13 protein-coding genes, 1 tRNA gene and 1 other RNA gene are annotated in these 16,077 nt (G+C 68.6%); 8 read left to right on the top strand and 7 right to left on the bottom strand.

Going from position 1 to position 16,077, the window contains the following annotated elements; all coding sequences use genetic code 11:
• Window positions 1-355 precede the first annotated feature (355 nt).
• On the bottom strand, window positions 356-2,764 hold the full coding sequence (locus tag ACIBX3_RS50055; protein WP_397127800.1) for a DNA polymerase III subunit gamma and tau: 2,409 nt from the start codon (window positions 2,762-2,764) through the stop codon (window positions 356-358).
• Between the two features lie 33 nt (window positions 2,765-2,797).
• Window positions 2,798-2,893, bottom strand: an RNA gene (gene ffs / locus ACIBX3_RS50050) — signal recognition particle sRNA small type.
• A gap of 104 nt (window positions 2,894-2,997) precedes the next feature.
• On the opposite strand from ffs, the gene ACIBX3_RS50045 reads away from it, so the two are divergent.
• A tRNA-Ser gene (locus ACIBX3_RS50045) sits at window positions 2,998-3,085 on the top strand.
• 482 nt (window positions 3,086-3,567) lie between these two features.
• Complete coding sequence (locus ACIBX3_RS50040; protein WP_397127799.1) at window positions 3,568-3,717, top strand: GNAT family N-acetyltransferase; 150 nt, start codon at window positions 3,568-3,570, stop codon at window positions 3,715-3,717.
• A gap of 110 nt (window positions 3,718-3,827) precedes the next feature.
• Here ACIBX3_RS50040 and ACIBX3_RS50035 read toward each other — a convergent pair whose 3' ends face one another.
• On the bottom strand, window positions 3,828-6,653 hold the full coding sequence (locus ACIBX3_RS50035) for a BTAD domain-containing putative transcriptional regulator (protein ID WP_397127798.1): 2,826 nt from the start codon (window positions 6,651-6,653) through the stop codon (window positions 3,828-3,830).
• A 1,533-nt stretch (window positions 6,654-8,186) separates the two neighbouring features.
• Window positions 8,187-9,197, bottom strand: a complete 1,011-nt coding sequence (locus tag ACIBX3_RS50030; RefSeq protein WP_397127797.1) for a substrate-binding domain-containing protein — start codon at window positions 9,195-9,197, stop codon at window positions 8,187-8,189.
• Between the two features lie 73 nt (window positions 9,198-9,270).
• Here ACIBX3_RS50030 and ACIBX3_RS50025 point away from each other — a divergent pair, with 73 nt between their 5' ends.
• Genes ACIBX3_RS50025 through ACIBX3_RS50015 form a run of 3 tightly spaced genes read left to right on the top strand, consistent with a single transcriptional unit; the run spans window position 9,271 to window position 11,868 of the window.
• On the top strand, window positions 9,271-10,125 hold the full coding sequence (locus ACIBX3_RS50025) for a substrate-binding domain-containing protein (RefSeq protein ID WP_397127796.1): 855 nt from the start codon (window positions 9,271-9,273) through the stop codon (window positions 10,123-10,125).
• A 22-nt stretch (window positions 10,126-10,147) separates the two neighbouring features.
• Window positions 10,148-10,849: an ABC transporter permease gene (locus ACIBX3_RS50020; RefSeq protein ID WP_397127795.1), complete on the top strand. Its 702-nt coding sequence runs from the start codon at window positions 10,148-10,150 to the stop codon at window positions 10,847-10,849.
• Window positions 10,846-11,868 (top strand): ATP-binding cassette domain-containing protein, encoded by a 1,023-nt coding sequence (locus tag ACIBX3_RS50015; protein ID WP_397127794.1) that lies wholly within the window; start codon window positions 10,846-10,848, stop codon window positions 11,866-11,868. The genes ACIBX3_RS50020 and ACIBX3_RS50015 overlap by 4 nt, the downstream gene beginning before the upstream one ends.
• A 75-nt stretch (window positions 11,869-11,943) precedes the next feature.
• Here the strand turns inward: ACIBX3_RS50015 and ACIBX3_RS50010 are convergent, their stop codons facing one another.
• Together ACIBX3_RS50010 and ACIBX3_RS50005 are read right to left on the bottom strand one after the other, a co-directional pair.
• Window positions 11,944-12,633 carry a hypothetical protein gene (locus tag ACIBX3_RS50010; RefSeq protein WP_397127793.1) on the bottom strand — a complete coding sequence of 230 codons (690 nt, stop codon included), beginning with the start codon at window positions 12,631-12,633 and terminating at the stop codon, window positions 11,944-11,946.
• 5 nt (window positions 12,634-12,638) lie between these two features.
• Window positions 12,639-13,367 (bottom strand): RNA polymerase sigma factor, encoded by a 729-nt coding sequence (locus ACIBX3_RS50005; protein ID WP_397127792.1) that lies wholly within the window; start codon window positions 13,365-13,367, stop codon window positions 12,639-12,641.
• Window positions 13,368-13,451: 84 nt separating this feature from the next.
• On the opposite strand from ACIBX3_RS50005, the gene ACIBX3_RS50000 reads away from it, so the two are divergent.
• A complete protein-coding gene (locus ACIBX3_RS50000) occupies window positions 13,452-13,847 on the top strand; it encodes a hypothetical protein (RefSeq protein ID WP_397127791.1) in 396 nt (131 codons plus the stop codon).
• Window positions 13,848-13,880: 33 nt separating this feature from the next.
• On the opposite strand, the gene ACIBX3_RS49995 is transcribed toward ACIBX3_RS50000, so the two are convergent.
• On the bottom strand, window positions 13,881-14,522 hold the full coding sequence (locus tag ACIBX3_RS49995; RefSeq protein WP_397127790.1) for a LysE family translocator: 642 nt from the start codon (window positions 14,520-14,522) through the stop codon (window positions 13,881-13,883).
• Window positions 14,523-14,805: 283 nt separating this feature from the next.
• Here ACIBX3_RS49995 and ACIBX3_RS49990 point away from each other — a divergent pair, with 283 nt between their 5' ends.
• Window positions 14,806-15,639, top strand: a complete 834-nt coding sequence (locus ACIBX3_RS49990) for a neutral zinc metallopeptidase (protein ID WP_397127789.1) — start codon at window positions 14,806-14,808, stop codon at window positions 15,637-15,639.
• A 48-nt stretch (window positions 15,640-15,687) separates the two neighbouring features.
• Window positions 15,688-15,984, top strand: coding sequence for a type II toxin-antitoxin system VapB family antitoxin (locus tag ACIBX3_RS49985; RefSeq protein WP_397127788.1), 297 nt, complete (start codon window positions 15,688-15,690; stop codon window positions 15,982-15,984).
• Window positions 15,985-16,077: the final 93 nt, after the last annotated feature.

Genomic DNA, 16,077 nt, shown 5'->3' with positions numbered 1-16,077 from the left:
TCGACATGTCGCGCGCCCACCCCTTCTGGGGCCCGCCATCCGACATCACGCGCCGCACCACCGCCCCGCCGGACAGCGTCAAGTGCGCCGGGGCCGCACGTACCGGCGCCCCCACTGGAGTGCGCCGTAACCTGACGTCGCCCCATCTGCCGGGCTCTCGACGACTGCCATTCGCGACACCACCGCACCCGTTCGGCCGCCCGCCATAGCTGCCACGCACATTCCCGGCATCACGGCTCTGCCTGCGGACCTCGCTACGCCACGACCCGTACCACCCGCGTTCCCTGACGTCGGCCGGACCGCGGACGCGGCGTTGCGCAAGCAAGCCCGCCTGCCGTCGCGGGCGCGGGGCGCGTCAGGTGTGGTCGATCTCGCCGATCACGCGGGCTCCGAGCTCCCGCTCCAGGAGAGCCATGCCCGAGATCGTGTCCACGTCGGCGTCCGCGTCGTTCAAAGGGTCGACCTCATCCGTGTCGGCTCCCTTGTTACGGCCCGGAACGGTTTCCGGCCAGGCCGCGGCACCACCACGCGACGCCGCGGCACGGGGCCCGGCCTGGGCTGCCGCCTTGGCCGCCGACCTGGCGGCCGCGAGCCCCGCACCCGGCTGGGAGCCGGCGGCGGGGACGGTGCGCGTCGGGTCGGGGGCCGGTGGGAGGCTCGGGCCGGGGTCGTCCGGGGCATTGGGCCAGGACTCGTCCGTGGTCTGCCGCCCTGGAGAGGCAGCCGGAGGTTGCCCGGGGTCCTGGGATCCCTGGTCATCGTGAGAGGCGCCATGTGAGGCCGTACGTCCCTGCGGGCCCGACATGCCGTGAGGGGTGCCTTGCGCGTTGGGCGTCGGCGTCTGCCCGCCCGGACCGGTCGGCGCTCCGGGCCGGCCTGGGGCGGCGGGGGCACCGTGCGACGGGGGCTGCGGGGGACGGCCGCGGGAGGGCTGCGGGGGCGGGGCGTTGCCGACGACGGCCTCGACGCGCCAGGTGCCACCGAGCACGTCGCCGAGCGCGCCGGCCACCACGGCGTCCTTGCCTCCGCCCGTGAAGTTCTTCATCGCGCCGACCTGGCTGAAGCCGAGCGTGACCAGGTTGCTTTCCACGCCCACCACCTGGGCGTTGGTGCTCACGTTGGCCCAGACCACGATGCTGCGTTGCTTGAGCGCCGCGAGTACGGAAGGCCACTGCTGCTGCATGACGCCCAACCCGCTACCCGACTGCCCGCCGCCGGACGGCGTTTGCGTGCCGCCTGCCTCCGGGGCGGCCGGTGTCGTGTCGCCTGCGGAAGGAGCGGCCGGGGCGCCGGGACGCGCCGGCTCCGGCCAGTCGTCGGCACCCGCCGATGCGGTGGCATGAGCCTGAGCCGGCTGAGCCCCACCATGAGCCGGCGACGTGGACGGAACACCGTGAGCCTGAGCCGAAGGAGCGCCGGCAGACGGCTGGGCCGCGGGAGCGTCCTGCCCGGCCGCCTGGCCGGTGGGTGAGTGACCGCTGGTGGCGCGAGACACCTGGTCGGCGCCCGAGGAATGAACGGAGGCACTGCCCGGACGGGGAATGGGCACAGAAGCGGTGGGACCGGGCGTGCCCGGGGAAGAGACCCGGGCGGCCATCTGAGCGACGGCGCCGCCGCGCTCGAGGCGTTCGAGGCGGGCGAGCAGGGCTTCCTCGCCGTGCGAGGCGCCGGGAAGCAGGACCCGTGCGCACATGAGCTCGAGCAGCAGCCGCGGCGACGTCGCGCCGCGCATCTCGGTGAGGCCGGCGTTGAAGACCTCCGCCGCCCGCGTCAGCTCGGCGGGCCCCATCGAGGACGCCTGCTGGACGAGCCGCTCCAGCTCGTCGGCGGGCCGGTCGAGCAGGCCACTGGAGGCCGCCTCGGGGACGTTTGCCAGGATCACCAGGTCGCGGAAGCGTTCGAGCAGATCGGCGGCGAAGCGGCGGGGGTCATGGCCGCCCTCGATCACCCGGTTGACCGTATGGAAAACCTTGGCGCCGTCACGCGACGCGAACGCGTTGACGACCTCGTCGAGCAGGTCGCCGTCGGTGTAGCCGAGCAGGGAGACGGCCTTGGCGTAGGTGATGCCGTCGTCGTCGGCCCCGGCGAGCAACTGGTCCAGGATCGACAGCGAGTCACGCGCGGAGCCGGCCCCGGCGCGTACGACCAGGGGCAGCGCATTCGGCTCGAAGGGCACGTTCTCGGAGGAGAGGATCTCCTCCAGCAGCCCGCGGAGCGTCGCGGGCGGCATCAGCCGGAACGGGTAGTGGTGCGTACGCGACTTGATCGTGCCGATGACCTTTTCCGGCTCGGTGGTCGCGAAGATGAACTTCAGGTGCGGCGGGGGCTCCTCGACGAGCTTGAGCAGCGCGTTGAACCCCTCGCGGGTCACCATGTGCGCCTCGTCGATGATGTAGATCTTGTAGCGCGCCGAGACGGGGGCGAAGAACGCCCGCTCCCGCAGGTCACGTGCGTCGTCCACGCCACCGTGCGAGGCGGCGTCGATCTCGATGACGTCGAGGTGGCCGGGGCCGGTGGGGGCGAGCGCCACGCAGGACTCGCAGACGCCGCAGGGGTCGGGCGTCGGGCCCTGCTCGCAGTTGAGTGAACGTGCCAGGATGCGCGCGCTGGAGGTCTTGCCGCAGCCCCGGGGGCCGCTGAACAGGAAGGCGTGGTTGATGCGGCCCGTACGCAAAGCCTGCCGCAGCGGGTCTGTGACGTGCTCCTGACCCTTGACCTCGGCGAAGGTCCCGGGTCGGTACTTGCGATAAAGCGCAAGGCTCATGCGACCACATCCCGCCTGCGAGGGGGCTCCCAACGAAGAGACCCCCCGCACACCCGCCAGAGCCCGCTTATCCTTGCTGCCTTCCGGCCCTGGGGAGGTTCACAGGATGACGCCGCGCGAGGGGTCCTTGGACAGTCTAGCCGCCCGCGGCAGTGCTCGCTCCATGCTCTCTCCACCGATGAACACGAAAAACGTGGTCTGCGCACACCCGGAAGTCCGGTAAGCTCGTCGGCGGAGGATTCGCCTAGTGGCCGAGGGCGCACGCTTGGAAAGCGTGTAAAGGGCAACCTTTCGGGGGTTCAAATCCCCCATCCTCCGCCAGCGAAGAGGGGCCATGCCGAATCAACGGCATGGCCCCTCTTCGCGTCAGTCTCAGTTGCTACCGCTGTTGGCGATGTCTCGGAGTCTCGCTCACATCACTGTTGACGTCCGCCGTCTCCGCAAGCTCGGTCGCGACGACACGCATCCCTCTGACCCACGGCCCTCTGTAGTCGCGCACCATGCGGGCAAGCAGCTTGCGAACAGGCGTGGCTGAGCCCAGCGTCGTCAAGTTCGGCATAAGCGAGATCCGCCCGCTCATGAGGGCGTTCCGTGAGTGTTCGCCCGGTCTAGTTTGGGCGACGTCTATACGTGATGGTCCACCCGGGGCAGGTCGGCGCGGGCGGACCGTGACCGGCCGAAGGGCAACAGCGCGCCGTCGGGCTGATCCGGCATTTCAACGGCCTCCCCGAACCGTACGAGACGGAACATGCCAGGTTCTTCGTCAATGAAGTGGCGATGGGCAATGCTGATCGGACGAGTACGTGATCCTTGACGCAATCAGCCGTGAGCGGCTCGGCAGAGTCGGCCTCCGGCTCCACCGGGGTGGCGCCGGAGAAATCGGCTGTTGGGCCGCTCCAGAGACACGCGGCAAGGGGGTTATCACTCATGCCGTGAAGGCCTTGTGGAGGTAGGCCTTCCGACCACTGGACCTGCACGTGATCCAGTGGCGAGCGGAGTGTCCCCGTAGCCCGGCCACCGTCACCCAGAATTGGGCATTGGGTGACACGCGCCGGGGTGAGGATCAGAGCATGTTCTTGATCGGCTGGGGTGTTTCCGGCACGGGCTGGGCGAGGATCTCGGTCGCCTCCCGGGGTGTGAGCAGACGGGCGTCGCGCAGGAGGCGGATGGACTCCTCCCACTGTTTCCGTGCTTCGCCGTGCCGTTCGAGGTGGTGCAGGGTGGTGCCGAACCACCAGCGTGACACGGCTTCCTTCAGGCGGTATCCCGACTCGCGGAGCAGCCGCACGGCCGTCGTGTAGCTTTCCATCGCCTCGGGCAGCCGACCGGCATGACGGTAGGCGTCGCCCAGCGAACCCTGTGCGATGCCTGCATCGGCGAGCGGGCCCGCATTCGGCCCCAGCTCCACCAATTGGCGTGCTTCCGCAATCGCCTCGTCGTAGCGCCCCTGACGGTAGTAGACATGCACCCGGTTGTTGCGGATCGTGGCCGTGGCCCCGGGGCGTTCGGCGTCGTCGTTGAGGTCCAACGCGGACTCCAGGTAGCCGAGTGCCTCGTCGAGACGGCCCACGATCGTGTTGATGACGCCGAGGTTGTTGAGCACCCCGACCTTCCGCCGAGGCAGGCCAGCACGGTCCCAGTCGGTGAGAGCCGTCTTCAGCTGCGTGATCGCGGCGTCGTAGCGGCCCTGGTCTCGGTAAACCCAACCCAGGAAGCTGCGGAGCTGGGCCTTGTCCTCCCATGCCGCGATGCGATCGGCCACCTCGATGGCGTGCGCGTAGATGTCGGCCAGTTGCGTGTGCCAGCCCTGATAGCAGAAGGGCCAGTGGAGTCCGATGGCCAGGCCGATGGCGGTCGCCGGGTCGGGGCCGTCCAACGCCTGCTGCGCGGCGGCGAGCAGGTTCTCCCGCTCGTCCTGGACCCATCGTTCCGCCTCCGCCAGGTCCTTGAAGGTGATGTCGGGCAACTCGACGGGGCATCGCAGTACGGGATCGCTGTTGAGCATGGTGCTCGCCATCCACAGGGTGGTCAGGTAGTGGTGGAGCGCGCGCCGTACGGCGGTGGTGCGTTCCTCCTCCGGCAGGTCCTGGTGTGCGCGTTCGCGGGCATAAAGACCGACCAGGTCGTGGGACTGGTAGCGGTCGGGTCCGGCGGGTTCGAGGAGGCGGGCGTCCTGGAGGCGTTCCAGGGCGGCTTCGGCGCGGTGGAGGGGCCAGTCGGTCAGGGCGGCGGTGGCGGCGGGGGTGTGGGCGGGCAGGCCGAGCAGGCCGAGCAGGGGCAGCAGGTGGGCGGCGTCGCGGCCGGCGGGTTCTTCGCGGAGGTGGTGGTGGCTGACCGCGATGCCGGCGCGGACGGCCAGGTCGGCGTACTCCAGCATGTCCAGGCGGCGGGTGGCGTCGGCCAGCCGTACTTCCAGGTCGGACAGGGTCCAGTCGGGGCGGGCGGCCAGGCGGGCGCCGACGATCCGCAGGGCAAGGGGGATGCCGCCGCACAGGTGGACGATCCGCTGCATCGCCTGCGGTTCGGCGCGTACCCGGTCGGGTCCGGCCAGGCGGGACAGGAGCGCGGCGGCGTCGGCGGCATTCAGGGTGCCCAGGTGGAGGTGTCGGGCGTTGTCCAGGGTGGCCAGCGGGTCGCGGCTGGTGATCAGGACCCGGCAGCCGGGGCCGGCGGGGATGAGCGGGCGGATCTGGCGGACGTCGCGGGCATTGTCCAGGATGACCAGCAGGTTGCAGGTCGCGGTCAGGGAGCGGTAGCGCGCGGCGGCCTCGCCCGGCTCGGCGGGGACGGCGGAGCCGTCCAGGCCGAGGGAGCGCAGCAGGTGGCGCAGGGCTTGGGCCGGGGTCAGTGGGTCGAGTCCGGGGGTGGATCCGTGCAGGTTGAGGTAGATGACGCCGTCGGTGAATCGGGCGGCCATGGCGTGGGCGACGTGGACGGTCAGGGCGGATTTGCCGATGCCGCCGGGTCCGTCGATCACGGTGATGGCAGGCCCGTGGGTGGGTCCGTCGGCGGGGCCGAGTTCGGTGCGCAGGCGGTGGATCTCGGTGGCGCGGGCGGTGAAGGCGTGGGTGTCGGCGGGCAGTTCGGCCGGGATGTACGGCTCGCTGACCGTGACCTGCTGGGCCGGGGTGGTCAGGTCGAGGACGGGGTCCTTCGCCAGGACGGCCTGATGCAGGCGGCGTAGTTCGGCGCCGGGTTCGATGCCGAGTTCGGCGACCATGACCCGGCGGGTGTCCTGGTAGACGGCGAGCGCTTCGGAGGGGCGGCCGGCGCGGTGCAGGGCGAGCATGAGCTGGGCGGCGGGGCGTTCGCGCAGTGGGTGGGCCCGCACGTGTACGGCCAGGTCGGCGGCCAGCGCGTGGTGGTCGCCGGCGGCGAGGCGGAGATCGGCGTGGTCTTCCAGGAGGGTGCGGTGTTCTTCTTCCAGACGGGTGGCTTCGATTCGTGCCCAGGGGGCGGCCAGTTCGGCCAGTGGTTCGCCTCGCCACAACTGCAGGGCTGTGCGGAACAGGGCGTCCGCGGCGGCCCTGCCCTCCTGTGCCCGGGCGGTGCGGGCACGTTTGGCCAGGCGGGTGAACAGGTGGGCGTCGATGTGGTCGGGTTCGAGCGCGAGCCGGTAGCCGCCGGGCACGGTCTGGATGATCTCTTCGGTGGTGTGGGGTCCGAGGGTTTCGCGGAGTTTGGAGATCACGATGTGGAGTTGTTTGGTCATGGTCGCCGCGGAGCTGTCTCCCCATATGTCGGTGAGGATCCGCTCGGTGGGGACGACCTGCCCGGCGTCCAGGGCGAGTCTGGCGAGCACACCGATTCGTCGATGCCCGGCGAACCGGACCGGTTCGTCAGCAGCCAGGACCTGCCAAGGGCCGAGGAATCTGATCTCCAGCGTCACGAGGAGCGCTCTTCTCCTTCAACGAAGTCGGCATTTAATGGGATGATCGATCCTATTTGCGGCGATATAGGATGGAACGCCGTCTTCGTGCAGACTTCCGGCGTCTTGTTTCACATGTGCATGTCTAGACGTACAGGCTTACAGGTGCCTTACAAATGACTCGCCAGGCTCCTGATCACCAGGAGAGACCACGGCAGGACCTCTCTCAGGGCGTCCGTACCGGCCGGCCACACGGTGGGATCGGGCTGGCGCTGCGCAGTGCGGGCGGACTGCTCGGAGCCATGCTCACCGGATGCGTCGCCGTCGGGTCGGGACAGCATGAGCGCTTCTGCTGCGCGGGGCGGCGCTTGGAGCGTATGAGTGCCACCAGCGCAGTTCCTTGCGATGGCCGGCAGTTCGGCGGCACCGCGGCCAGTCGCTTCATCGACGCGCGCGTCCGCCCTCGCACCTCACGCCTGAAGTTACCGGTCCGCAGGATTGCCGCGCGCTTACCGGGGAGACGAAGCTTTGTCGGGTGTTCACCTGACACCGTCACATTCCTGCAGTACATAGGCTCGCACCCAGCCTTATATGGAGGATTGTGTCGCGATCTTTGTGTCCAATATCATCACCCCTCCATCTTCGTATCGCACGGGAGGTCTCGTGACACACGTCAGACTGCTCAAGAAACTCGCCGTTGTGGCCGCAGCCGGTCTTCTCGCGCTCGGTTTCGGCGCTGCGACCGCCTCTTCCGCCTCCGCCGCTGGAGCCTCCGAGAAAATCTACGGCATCACCCCTTCCGGCGAAATCTCCTCCAGCCCCACCTCGGGCGCCCTTCAGCAGCGATTCCACGGTGCCGCCGGTCCCCGGTGACCAGGTAACCCGCCGTGGCTACCGGTCTCGGGTGCGTTCGAATCACGGTGACGGCGGTGCTGACCGCGCCACCGGTGGGCACGGTCAGCGTCTCTCGACTGAGGCCTGACAGGCATGGAGAGAATCTGTTGGCGATCTCCAGATCGTGCGGGCGCGTAGTCGGCGTGGCACCACCGCGATGTGGGTGCGTGACGCTTGCGGAACGATAAGGACGGTGGTCCCCCACACCGCCGGGATTCCGCGTGAGTACTGGCACGTGCATGGCACGACTAGATCTTGCTCGGGAGCAGTCTCATTTCACCCTCGTACGGAGGCGTTCACCGAGGTCAGCATGGGAGCCGATGCCGCAGTCAGGGACCCCGGTGACCGGCGGTGAACGAAGGTCCACAGACTTGGAAAGCGGGTAAGGGGCAACCCTTCAGGAGTTCAAATCTCCTATCCTCAGCCAGCTGACCCGGTTTGAACATCGACCGTTGCCGTGACCAGAAGATGGCCGCGCTCGCGATGGCCTTGCCGGGCCAGACGGCTTTTCATGGAGCGCAGCTGAGTGCCCTACCGTCCTCCGAAGAGACCAAGAGACCAAGAAATGGGACGGTCGAAGGGCCGCCAACGGTCGTCGGTGGTTCGTGGAACATGTGTGGGCTGACGGGTGCGTGCAGGTCCAGTGGGCCGCATGATCGCCTACGCGCGGTCGTTGCGTGAGCGCGGCATCGCGGTGTCCGATGGCGTTCGGCGACGCTGGCCACGCCCCGGCACAGGAGCCCCACTCGGGTCCGTGTCGGAGAGTTTCGTGACGTCGCCGGACCTGGAGGTGTCGTAGCCGCTGAGTGAGGAGATCCTGTCACGCAGGGTCGGCGTGTGTAGCGCGGCGATGAGATGAGCGGCCGGGTCGAGGGCGTGCCCGACCAGCCCGATGTCGAAGTCCTCCCAAGTCAGGGGAATGAACTCGAGGTCCAGGTCGGTCGCGGCGGAGCGGACTCCGAGGCCGGCATCGACGGTGCCGGTGGCGACGGCCAGAGCAACCTCGAGATGGGTGCCTACCTGCGGTCCCCGGAGCCTGTCCGGGTCGTGACCGGCGGCGAGGAGCAGCCGGTCCAGAAGGATTCGGGTCCCGGTACCTGGGTGTCGGGTAGCGACCCGCCGCTCTGCGAGATCGGCGATGCCGGTGATGTGGTGGGGGTTGCCCGGCAGCACGATCAGCCCTTGTTCGCGTCGCCAGAGATGGATCAGGTGCGGTTCCAGGCCACGCAGCATACCGAGCGCGAAAGGCGCGTTGTAGACCCCGGTGTGGTGCAGCAGATGGATCGCGGCGCCGTCGACGCGACCCTGGCGCACCGCGCCGAGGCCGGCGACACTGCCCTCGCGTGCGACGATTCTCAGCTTTCCGTCCAGCGCGCCGGTGAGGAGGTCGAGAGCGGGATCGTCGCTGCCGGCGAGGGTGAAAACCGAGTCCGCGTGCAGGAACCGCCGGGCAGCGAGCGCAGCGCCAGGGGCTATGCGTGCACGGCGACGGTCGGCCAACTCGAGCATTCCGGCGTCGGCCAGCCGGCGCTGCGCTCGGCTGACGGTTGAGGCGGTGGTGTGCCATTGCTGGGCGAGATCGCGGACCCCCGGCAGTTCGTCGCCTGGGTGGAGGGTCCCCGCGCCTATCCGGTGGGCGAGGTCGGTGCAGATCTCCCGGTATCGGGTCACGCTTGCACAATTTACACTTGCTGCACTGCTCTGAAGTAGCACAGATAGGGCCACAATGATGATTCAAAGGCTCTTGGCCGTTTTCGCGTGGGTCGCGACTGTCTTACTGGCCGGGTGTGGGACCGCCCCGTCCTCCACCGGGCCGGCGTCAAACGCTTCGGCGGAGAAGTCGCTGATCTTGGCAACCACGACCAGCACCCAGGACAGCGGGCTGCTCGATGAGCTGTTGCCGGCGTTCACCCGCGACAGCGGCTGGCAGGTCAAATCCCTGGCGGTCGGCAGTGGGCAGGCCATCGAGCTGGGCCGTCGCGGGGAGGCCGACGTGCTATTGGTGCATTCCCCCGCAGCGGAGGCGAAGTTCGTGGCCGAGGGCGGCGCCGGCTCGCGACGGCTGGTGATGCACAACGACTTCGTGCTGGTCGGTCCACGGGCCGACGCGGCCAAGATACGAGGCACGAGCAGCGTAGAGGCGATGAAGAAGATCGCGGCCGCACAGGCGGTGTTCATCTCCCGGGGCGATGAGTCGGGTACGCATGCCAAGGAGAAGGACCTCTGGTCCAAGGCCGCGGTTTCCCCGGGCGGATCGTGGTACCAGTCCACCGGGCAGGGCATGGGCGAGACCCTGCGGGTCGCCAGCGAGAAGGCCGCCTACACCTTGTCGGACCGGGCCACCTATCTCACCCAGCGCGGCACCCTGGCGCTGGAGGTGCTCGGTGAGGGCGATCCGGGTCTGCTGAACGTCTATCACGTCATCGAGATGACCAAGAAGGCAGGCAATCGGGTGCAGCCCGACGGCGCGAAGGCGTTCGCCGACTGGATCGTCGCCCCGCCCGCGCAGCGGCTCATCGGTGCGTTCGGGCAAGCGAAGTTCGGCCAACCGCTGTTCACCCCGGACGCCGGCGCGGACGAGGCGAAACTGGGCCAGTGAACACGGCTGGGGAGCTTACTTGATGGACGTGCTGTTCGACGGGCTGGTAGACGCGATCGGATTGCTGCTCTCCGGGGACCAGGAGAGCTGGTCGATCATTGTGCTGACCCTGCGAGTGTCGTTGACCGCAACCGCGATCGCCCTGCTGATGGGATTGCCGCTGGGCGCGTTCGTGGCGCTGGCACGCTTCCCGGGCCGGCGGCTCGTCCTGGCGGCGGCCAATACAGGGATGGGCCTGCCGCCGGTGGTGGTCGGCCTGTTCGTCACCGTGCTGCTGTGGCGCAGCGGGCCGCTGGGCGGGCTCGGGCTGCTCTACACCCCGACCGCGATGGTCATCGCTCAGGCCGCGATCGCCACCCCGATCGTGGTCGCCCTGGTTGCGGCCGCGCTGCAACAGGTCGATCCCGACTTCCGGGTTCAGATGCAGGCTCTGGGCGCGACTCCGATCCGCGCGTTCGCGGCGCTGCTGGACGAGGCCAGGTTGCCGCTGCTGGCCGGGGCGATGGCCGCGTTCGGCGCGGTGGTCAGTGAAGTCGGGGCCGCGCAGATGGTCGGGGGCAACCTGGCCGGGCAGACCCGGGTGCTGACCACCGCTGCGGTACTGGCCACCAGCCGGGGCCAGTTCTCGCTCGCGATCGCGTTCGGCATGATCTTGCTGCTGATCGCGTTCGCCGTGAACCTGTCGCTGACCCTGATTCAACAGCGACGGACAGTGCTGCGGTGAGCGGCCTGAGCGCCGGGATCGGGTGCCGAGACCTGCGCGTGCACGCCGGCGGCCGGGAGTTGCTCAACGTGCCGGAGTTGCACGTCGCTTCCGGACGCACGCTGGCCGTGCTCGGCCCCAACGGCGCCGGCAAGTCCACCCTGCTGCGCGCGCTGGGCCTGCTCAGTAGCCACCGCGTCAGCGGACAAATCTTGCTCGACGGCAGCCCCGCGACGCGTTCACTGATGCGCGACGCGATCGCGGCCGTGCTGCAACGGCCAATCCTGCGCCGCGGCACGGTGGCCGCCAACGTGATCAGTGGACTGCGTTTTCGCGGCACAAGCCGCCGCGAGGCACATGTCCGCGCCTGGCCGTGGATCGAGGCGCTCGGCCTCGAGCCCCTCGTCGGCCGGGATGCCCGCAGCCTGTCCATAGGCGAGGCTCAGCGGGTCAGCATCACCCGGGCGCTCGCGGCCGGGCCTCGGGTACTGCTGCTCGACGAGCCGTTCAGCGGGTTGGACAGCACCACCCGCGCCGACCTGCTCGCCGACCTGCGCGCCGCGCTGACCGGGCAGCCCACCGCCACGATCCTGGTCACCCACGACCGGCAGGAGGCCCTCGCCCTGGCCGAGGACACCGCGCTGCTGATCGACGGCCAGATCCGCCAGCACGGCTCGACCGCCGAGGTGCTGGACCACCCCAGTGACGCCGACACCGCCCGGCTGCTCGGTTACACCAACCTCCTCCCACCGGCTCTCACCGGCCGAACACACACCCTCGTGGCGCGGCCCGAGCACACCCAGCTCCTTCTCGACCCGTCCGACAGCCACGCCGTCCAAACCGATGATGTACGGCCGGTGATCGGAACGCTGCGCCGGACCGTCGCACTCGGCATCGCCACCCGCGTCGACGTCGATACCTCCACCGGCCCGCTGACCTGCCTGCACCCCGGCGACGTGCTCGCCACCGAGCTTCCCCCGATCGGCAGCCACGTCCGCGTCAGGATTCGGCACGCGCGGTCGTTGATCTCCGCTGACTGAGACGAGCCGACGGCAAGCCTCGCGAATGGGACAGGGGCGAGTTGGCCCACACCAGAGCCTTCTGGCTTTCCCGTCTCAGTTGGACACTTGATCACTGTCGGTCTGCGTGCACGGCGCGACCGGCCCTTCCGCCAGTTCGAAGCCGATCGCCGAGCCCGAGCCGGAATCAGTGGGATCGTTGAACGTCGCGGTGGCCACCAAGGTCTGACCAGGCCCGATCAACCCGGGACGAACGGTGAAGAGGCTCTTCCCGCTCGCATCCGCCCCCCCTTGGACGACACTGTTGACGACGGCGCCCAGATACCGGGCGCGCGGCTCTTGGCAGTGCTTCCCCTCGGGCACGTAGTCCACGACGGCGGCCACGCCAAGCTGTCCCAGGTCTTGCTCCAGTTTCTTGGCGTCCGTGAACTGGTTGATCGTGATGGTGATCGTGCCGTCGGGATTCTTGGCAAGAAGATAGGCCGCATGGGCAGGGCTTTCCGAGCCGGTCCACAAAGAGACGGCCATCACCGCGGAGAGGGCCAGCCCGGTGGTGATGAGGCCGAGCTTCAGTCTTCGGCGGATCAGGGACCGGAACCGGCCGACGCGGGTGGAGGACAGAGGTGGCGCGGACCGCCGGGGCGTTCCGGCGGGGCTCCCGCCCTGGGCGGCGGCACGTTCGTCCGTTGCCGCTGCCAGCAAGACGGCCCTGGTTCGGGCCTGTGCCTGATCGGACAACGGCGGCACGTCCGTTGCCATGCTGCTCAGCAGGTTGATCTCCTCCATTGCGGTCACTCCGTTTCGTGGTCGGTGATGGAGAGAACGGTGCGCAGCCGGAGCCGTGCCCGGTGGATGCGCGATCGGACGGTTCCGATGGGAATGTGCAGAGCGACGGAGATCTCCTCGTACGTCAGCCCCGCCCAGGCGTAGAGCAGCAGTGCGTCGCGATCACCGTCCGGCAGCTCTTCGAGTACGCCCGCCATCAGCCGGAAGGCGACCTCCGCGTCGACGCGGGCGGCCACTTGGTCTGTCGGCGCCGGCACTGCCGGGTCCACTCCGGTACGCGCCAGCGCGGCCCAGCGCCTGGTCTCGGATCGCTGGTGCATGCGGAGCAAATTGGTCGCGATGCCCAGCAGCCACGGAAGTGCGCCGGTGGGACTTCGGCTGGAACTGAACCGATCCCGTTGCTTGAATGCCGTGAGGAAGGTCTCGGACATCAGGTCGTCGGCATCGGCCGGTCCTGCTCGGCGCGCCAGATAGCGGTGCACCCGGCCTCCGTACCGATCGAACACGAGGGCGAAGATCTCTGGCTCGAGGAGTGATCGGTCGATCAGCGACGTGTCACTTTGCTCGATTTCGATGTTCGGCGAGGTTGATCGATCCATCGTCGTCACACCCTCTATTTGCCGGTGGTCATGATCTGGTTCGTGAGGATGCCGGACCGGTGACGCCTGCGCCGCCATCAGGAGTGCAAAACTCCTATCCTCCGCCATCCGGAAGGGATGCGCCGCGGTGCGCACCCCTTGCGCATTACGCGTACATGACCATGTGGGCCGACCCTAGGCTCTGCGGGTCAATCGCTGTCCCCTGAAGGGGAGGCTCGCATGTCAGAGCCTTACGGCATCGAGGCGATGCCGCAGTCGGTGTCCGTCGCGAGGATCTGCATGTGGATTCAGGCGGGCATGGGTCTGGTCGGACTGCTCCTGCTGTTCATCCTGCTGGGAAGCGCCCCGGCGGGCGCCGTCGAGAGCGCGTTGCTGATCGCTCTCGCCGTCCCGCTGGCCACGATCCTGCTGATCGGGTTCCTGGCGATGAGGATCACCTCACGCCGCGGCTGGGTACGCACCACCGGGCTGGTCGTCGAGTTCCTGCTGGTCCTGTTGGGGATCTTGGAGTTGCTCGGCGACGTCAGCCTCGGGAACGTGCTCGGCATCCTGCTGGCCGCGGTGGTGTTCGGGCAGTTGTGCAAGTCGTCGTCGGCGACGTGGTTCGACCAGTGAGCGGGCGGGCCCCGGAGAACGCCAGGGGTCCGCTCAGGCGCTCACCATGACCTTGGAGCGGTCGGTCGCCATGTGGATCGCGAAGCCGCCGAGCACCGTGCCCATGACGTAGCGCTGGACGCGCAGCCAGAGCGGGCGGGCGGCCAGGAACGCCGCCAGGCTTCCCGCCGAGATCGCGATCAGGCCGTTGACCGTCGTCGCGACGGCGATCTGCACCGAGCCGAGCGCCAGGCTCTGCAGCAGCACGTGGCCCATGGACGGGTCGATGAACTGCGGGAGCAGCGACAGGTACAGGATGGCGATCTTGGGGTTCAGCAGGCAGGTGAACAGGCCCATCCCGAAGAGCTTGGCCGGACGTTCGGCCGGGAGCTCGCGGGGCTGGAAGGCCGACGCGCCGCCGGGCTTGACGGCGTTCCAGGCCAGCCAGAGCAGGTAGGCGGCGCCGGCCAGCTTGAGGGCGGTGTACGCGCCCGGCACGTACGCGAAGACGGCCGTCAGCCCCAGGCAGGTCGCGGTGAGGTAGACGGTGAAGCCCAGAAAGACGCCGGCGAGGGAGATCAGTCCCGCGCGACGGCCTTGGGTGATCGAGCGTGACACCAGGTAGATCATGTTGGGGCCAGGCGTGAGGACCATTCCCAGCGAAACCAGCGCGATTCCAATCAAGGCACCCGTCATTTCATCAGATTATCCCACGTATACGACAAGCAAGCAGAGAGCCCCCAAGTTGTCACAGGGCGTATCCGGTTCGTCGCTGGGGATGTGCGCCCGGGCAAGACATCCAGTTCGACGACGATGCGGGACTCGATCGCCGCACGGCACGCCGCGACGGCGACGAAAGGTGGTTTCAGCATCGGATACGGCAGCGACGCCCCCGAGCGGTGCGACACGTTCTCCGGGGGCATCTAGGCGGCCCTCCGGGGAAGAGGTCCAGCGGCACCCCTCGGAAGGAACGTCAGCGATGGACTTCAGAGACCAGGTGGACCTCGATCCCTCACAGGTGGAGGACGCGGGCGGGGGCGGCGGCTCCTCCGGCGGCGGTTTCCCCGGCGGGATGATCATAGGTGGTGGCGGCATCGTCACCCTGATCGTGTTCGTCCTGGTGGCCGTGCTGAACAACGTGGGCGGCGGCACCGAGCCCGCCCAGCGGCGGCCGCCTTCCAACCTGGCCGACCAGTGCCAGACGGGCAAGGACGCCGACCAGTCGGAGCGGTGCCGCGTGGTCGGCGTGGTCAACAGCATCCAGGACTACTGGAATCGGGAGATCTCCGAATACCGCCCGTCCAAAACCGTGCTGTACTCGGGCCGGTTGCGTACCGGCTGCGGCGCCGCCAGCTCGGCCGTCGGCCCGTTCTACTGCCCCGGCGACCAGCGCGTCTACCTCGACCTGAGCTTCTTCGACCAGCTCCACAGCGAGTTCGGCGCCAAGGGCGGGCCGTTCGCGCAGGCATATGTTATCGCCCACGAGTACGGCCACCACGTACAGGACCTCTTCGGCGACCTCCAGGCGGGCAGCTCGGTCCCGGTCGAGCTCCAGGCCGACTGCTACGCCGGCGTCTGGGCGCGCAACGCGGTCAGCACCGGCTTCTACGAAAAGCCCTTCACGAAGGCGGAAATCGCCGAAGCCCTCGACGCGGCAGCCGCCGTCGGCGACGACAGAATCCAGCAACGCACCGGCGGCAGAATCGATCCTGAATCGTTCACGCACGGCTCCTCCGCGCAACGCGTCGCCGCCTTCCAGCGCGGCTACGAAAACGGCACGCCCGCCGACTGCGCGCAAGCCGACCTGGGGTGACGTGGCCAGATAGCGCAAGGAATCAGAATCTCTCCTAAAATCAGTGGGGTGATCTTCAAGCTTGTCGGCGACGGACGCCCATATCCCGAACACGGTCTGACGAACCGCGAGTGGGCGCAGATCCCTCCACGGCAGGTCCGGCTCGACTCATTGATTACCACGAAGGCCATGCTGGACCTGCATTCGCTGCTCGCCGCCGACTCCACCTTCTACGGGGATCTTTTCCCGCATGTGGTCCAGTGGCAGGGCGAGCTCTATCTGGAGGACGGTCTGCATCGCGCCTTGCGCGCGGCCCTGCATCAACGATCGATCTTGCACGCCAGGGTCCTGGAGCTACCCAGCTGAGAAAGGAAAAAGGGAGTCGCGAATCGCGGCTCCCTTTTGTCGTGTCAACCCGTGCGGGGTCTCGAGCGTCACAGCAGCATCTTTCAACATCAT

It is taken from the genome of Nonomuraea sp. NPDC049480, assembly GCF_044465905.1.
Taxonomy (GTDB): Bacteria; Actinomycetota; Actinomycetes; order Streptosporangiales; family Streptosporangiaceae; genus Nonomuraea.
The sequence above is the reverse complement of the archived record's forward strand: the minus strand, read 5'-3'. Positions and strand labels throughout refer to the sequence as shown.

Excerpts from the sequence above, each read along its gene's own strand:
- ACIBX3_RS50055 (WP_397127800.1), bottom strand. The coding sequence starts at position 2,764 with ATGAGCCTTGCGCTTTATCGCAAGTACCGACCCGGGACCTTCGCCGAG.
- ACIBX3_RS50020 (WP_397127795.1), top strand. The coding sequence starts at position 10,148 with ATGGACGTGCTGTTCGACGGGCTGGTAGACGCGATCGGATTGCTGCTC.
- ACIBX3_RS50010 (WP_397127793.1), bottom strand. The coding sequence starts at position 12,633 with ATGGAGGAGATCAACCTGCTGAGCAGCATGGCAACGGACGTGCCGCCG.
- ACIBX3_RS50000 (WP_397127791.1), top strand. The coding sequence starts at position 13,452 with ATGTCAGAGCCTTACGGCATCGAGGCGATGCCGCAGTCGGTGTCCGTC.
- ACIBX3_RS49995 (WP_397127790.1), bottom strand. The coding sequence starts at position 14,522 with ATGACGGGTGCCTTGATTGGAATCGCGCTGGTTTCGCTGGGAATGGTC.
- ACIBX3_RS49990 (WP_397127789.1), top strand. The coding sequence starts at position 14,806 with ATGGACTTCAGAGACCAGGTGGACCTCGATCCCTCACAGGTGGAGGAC.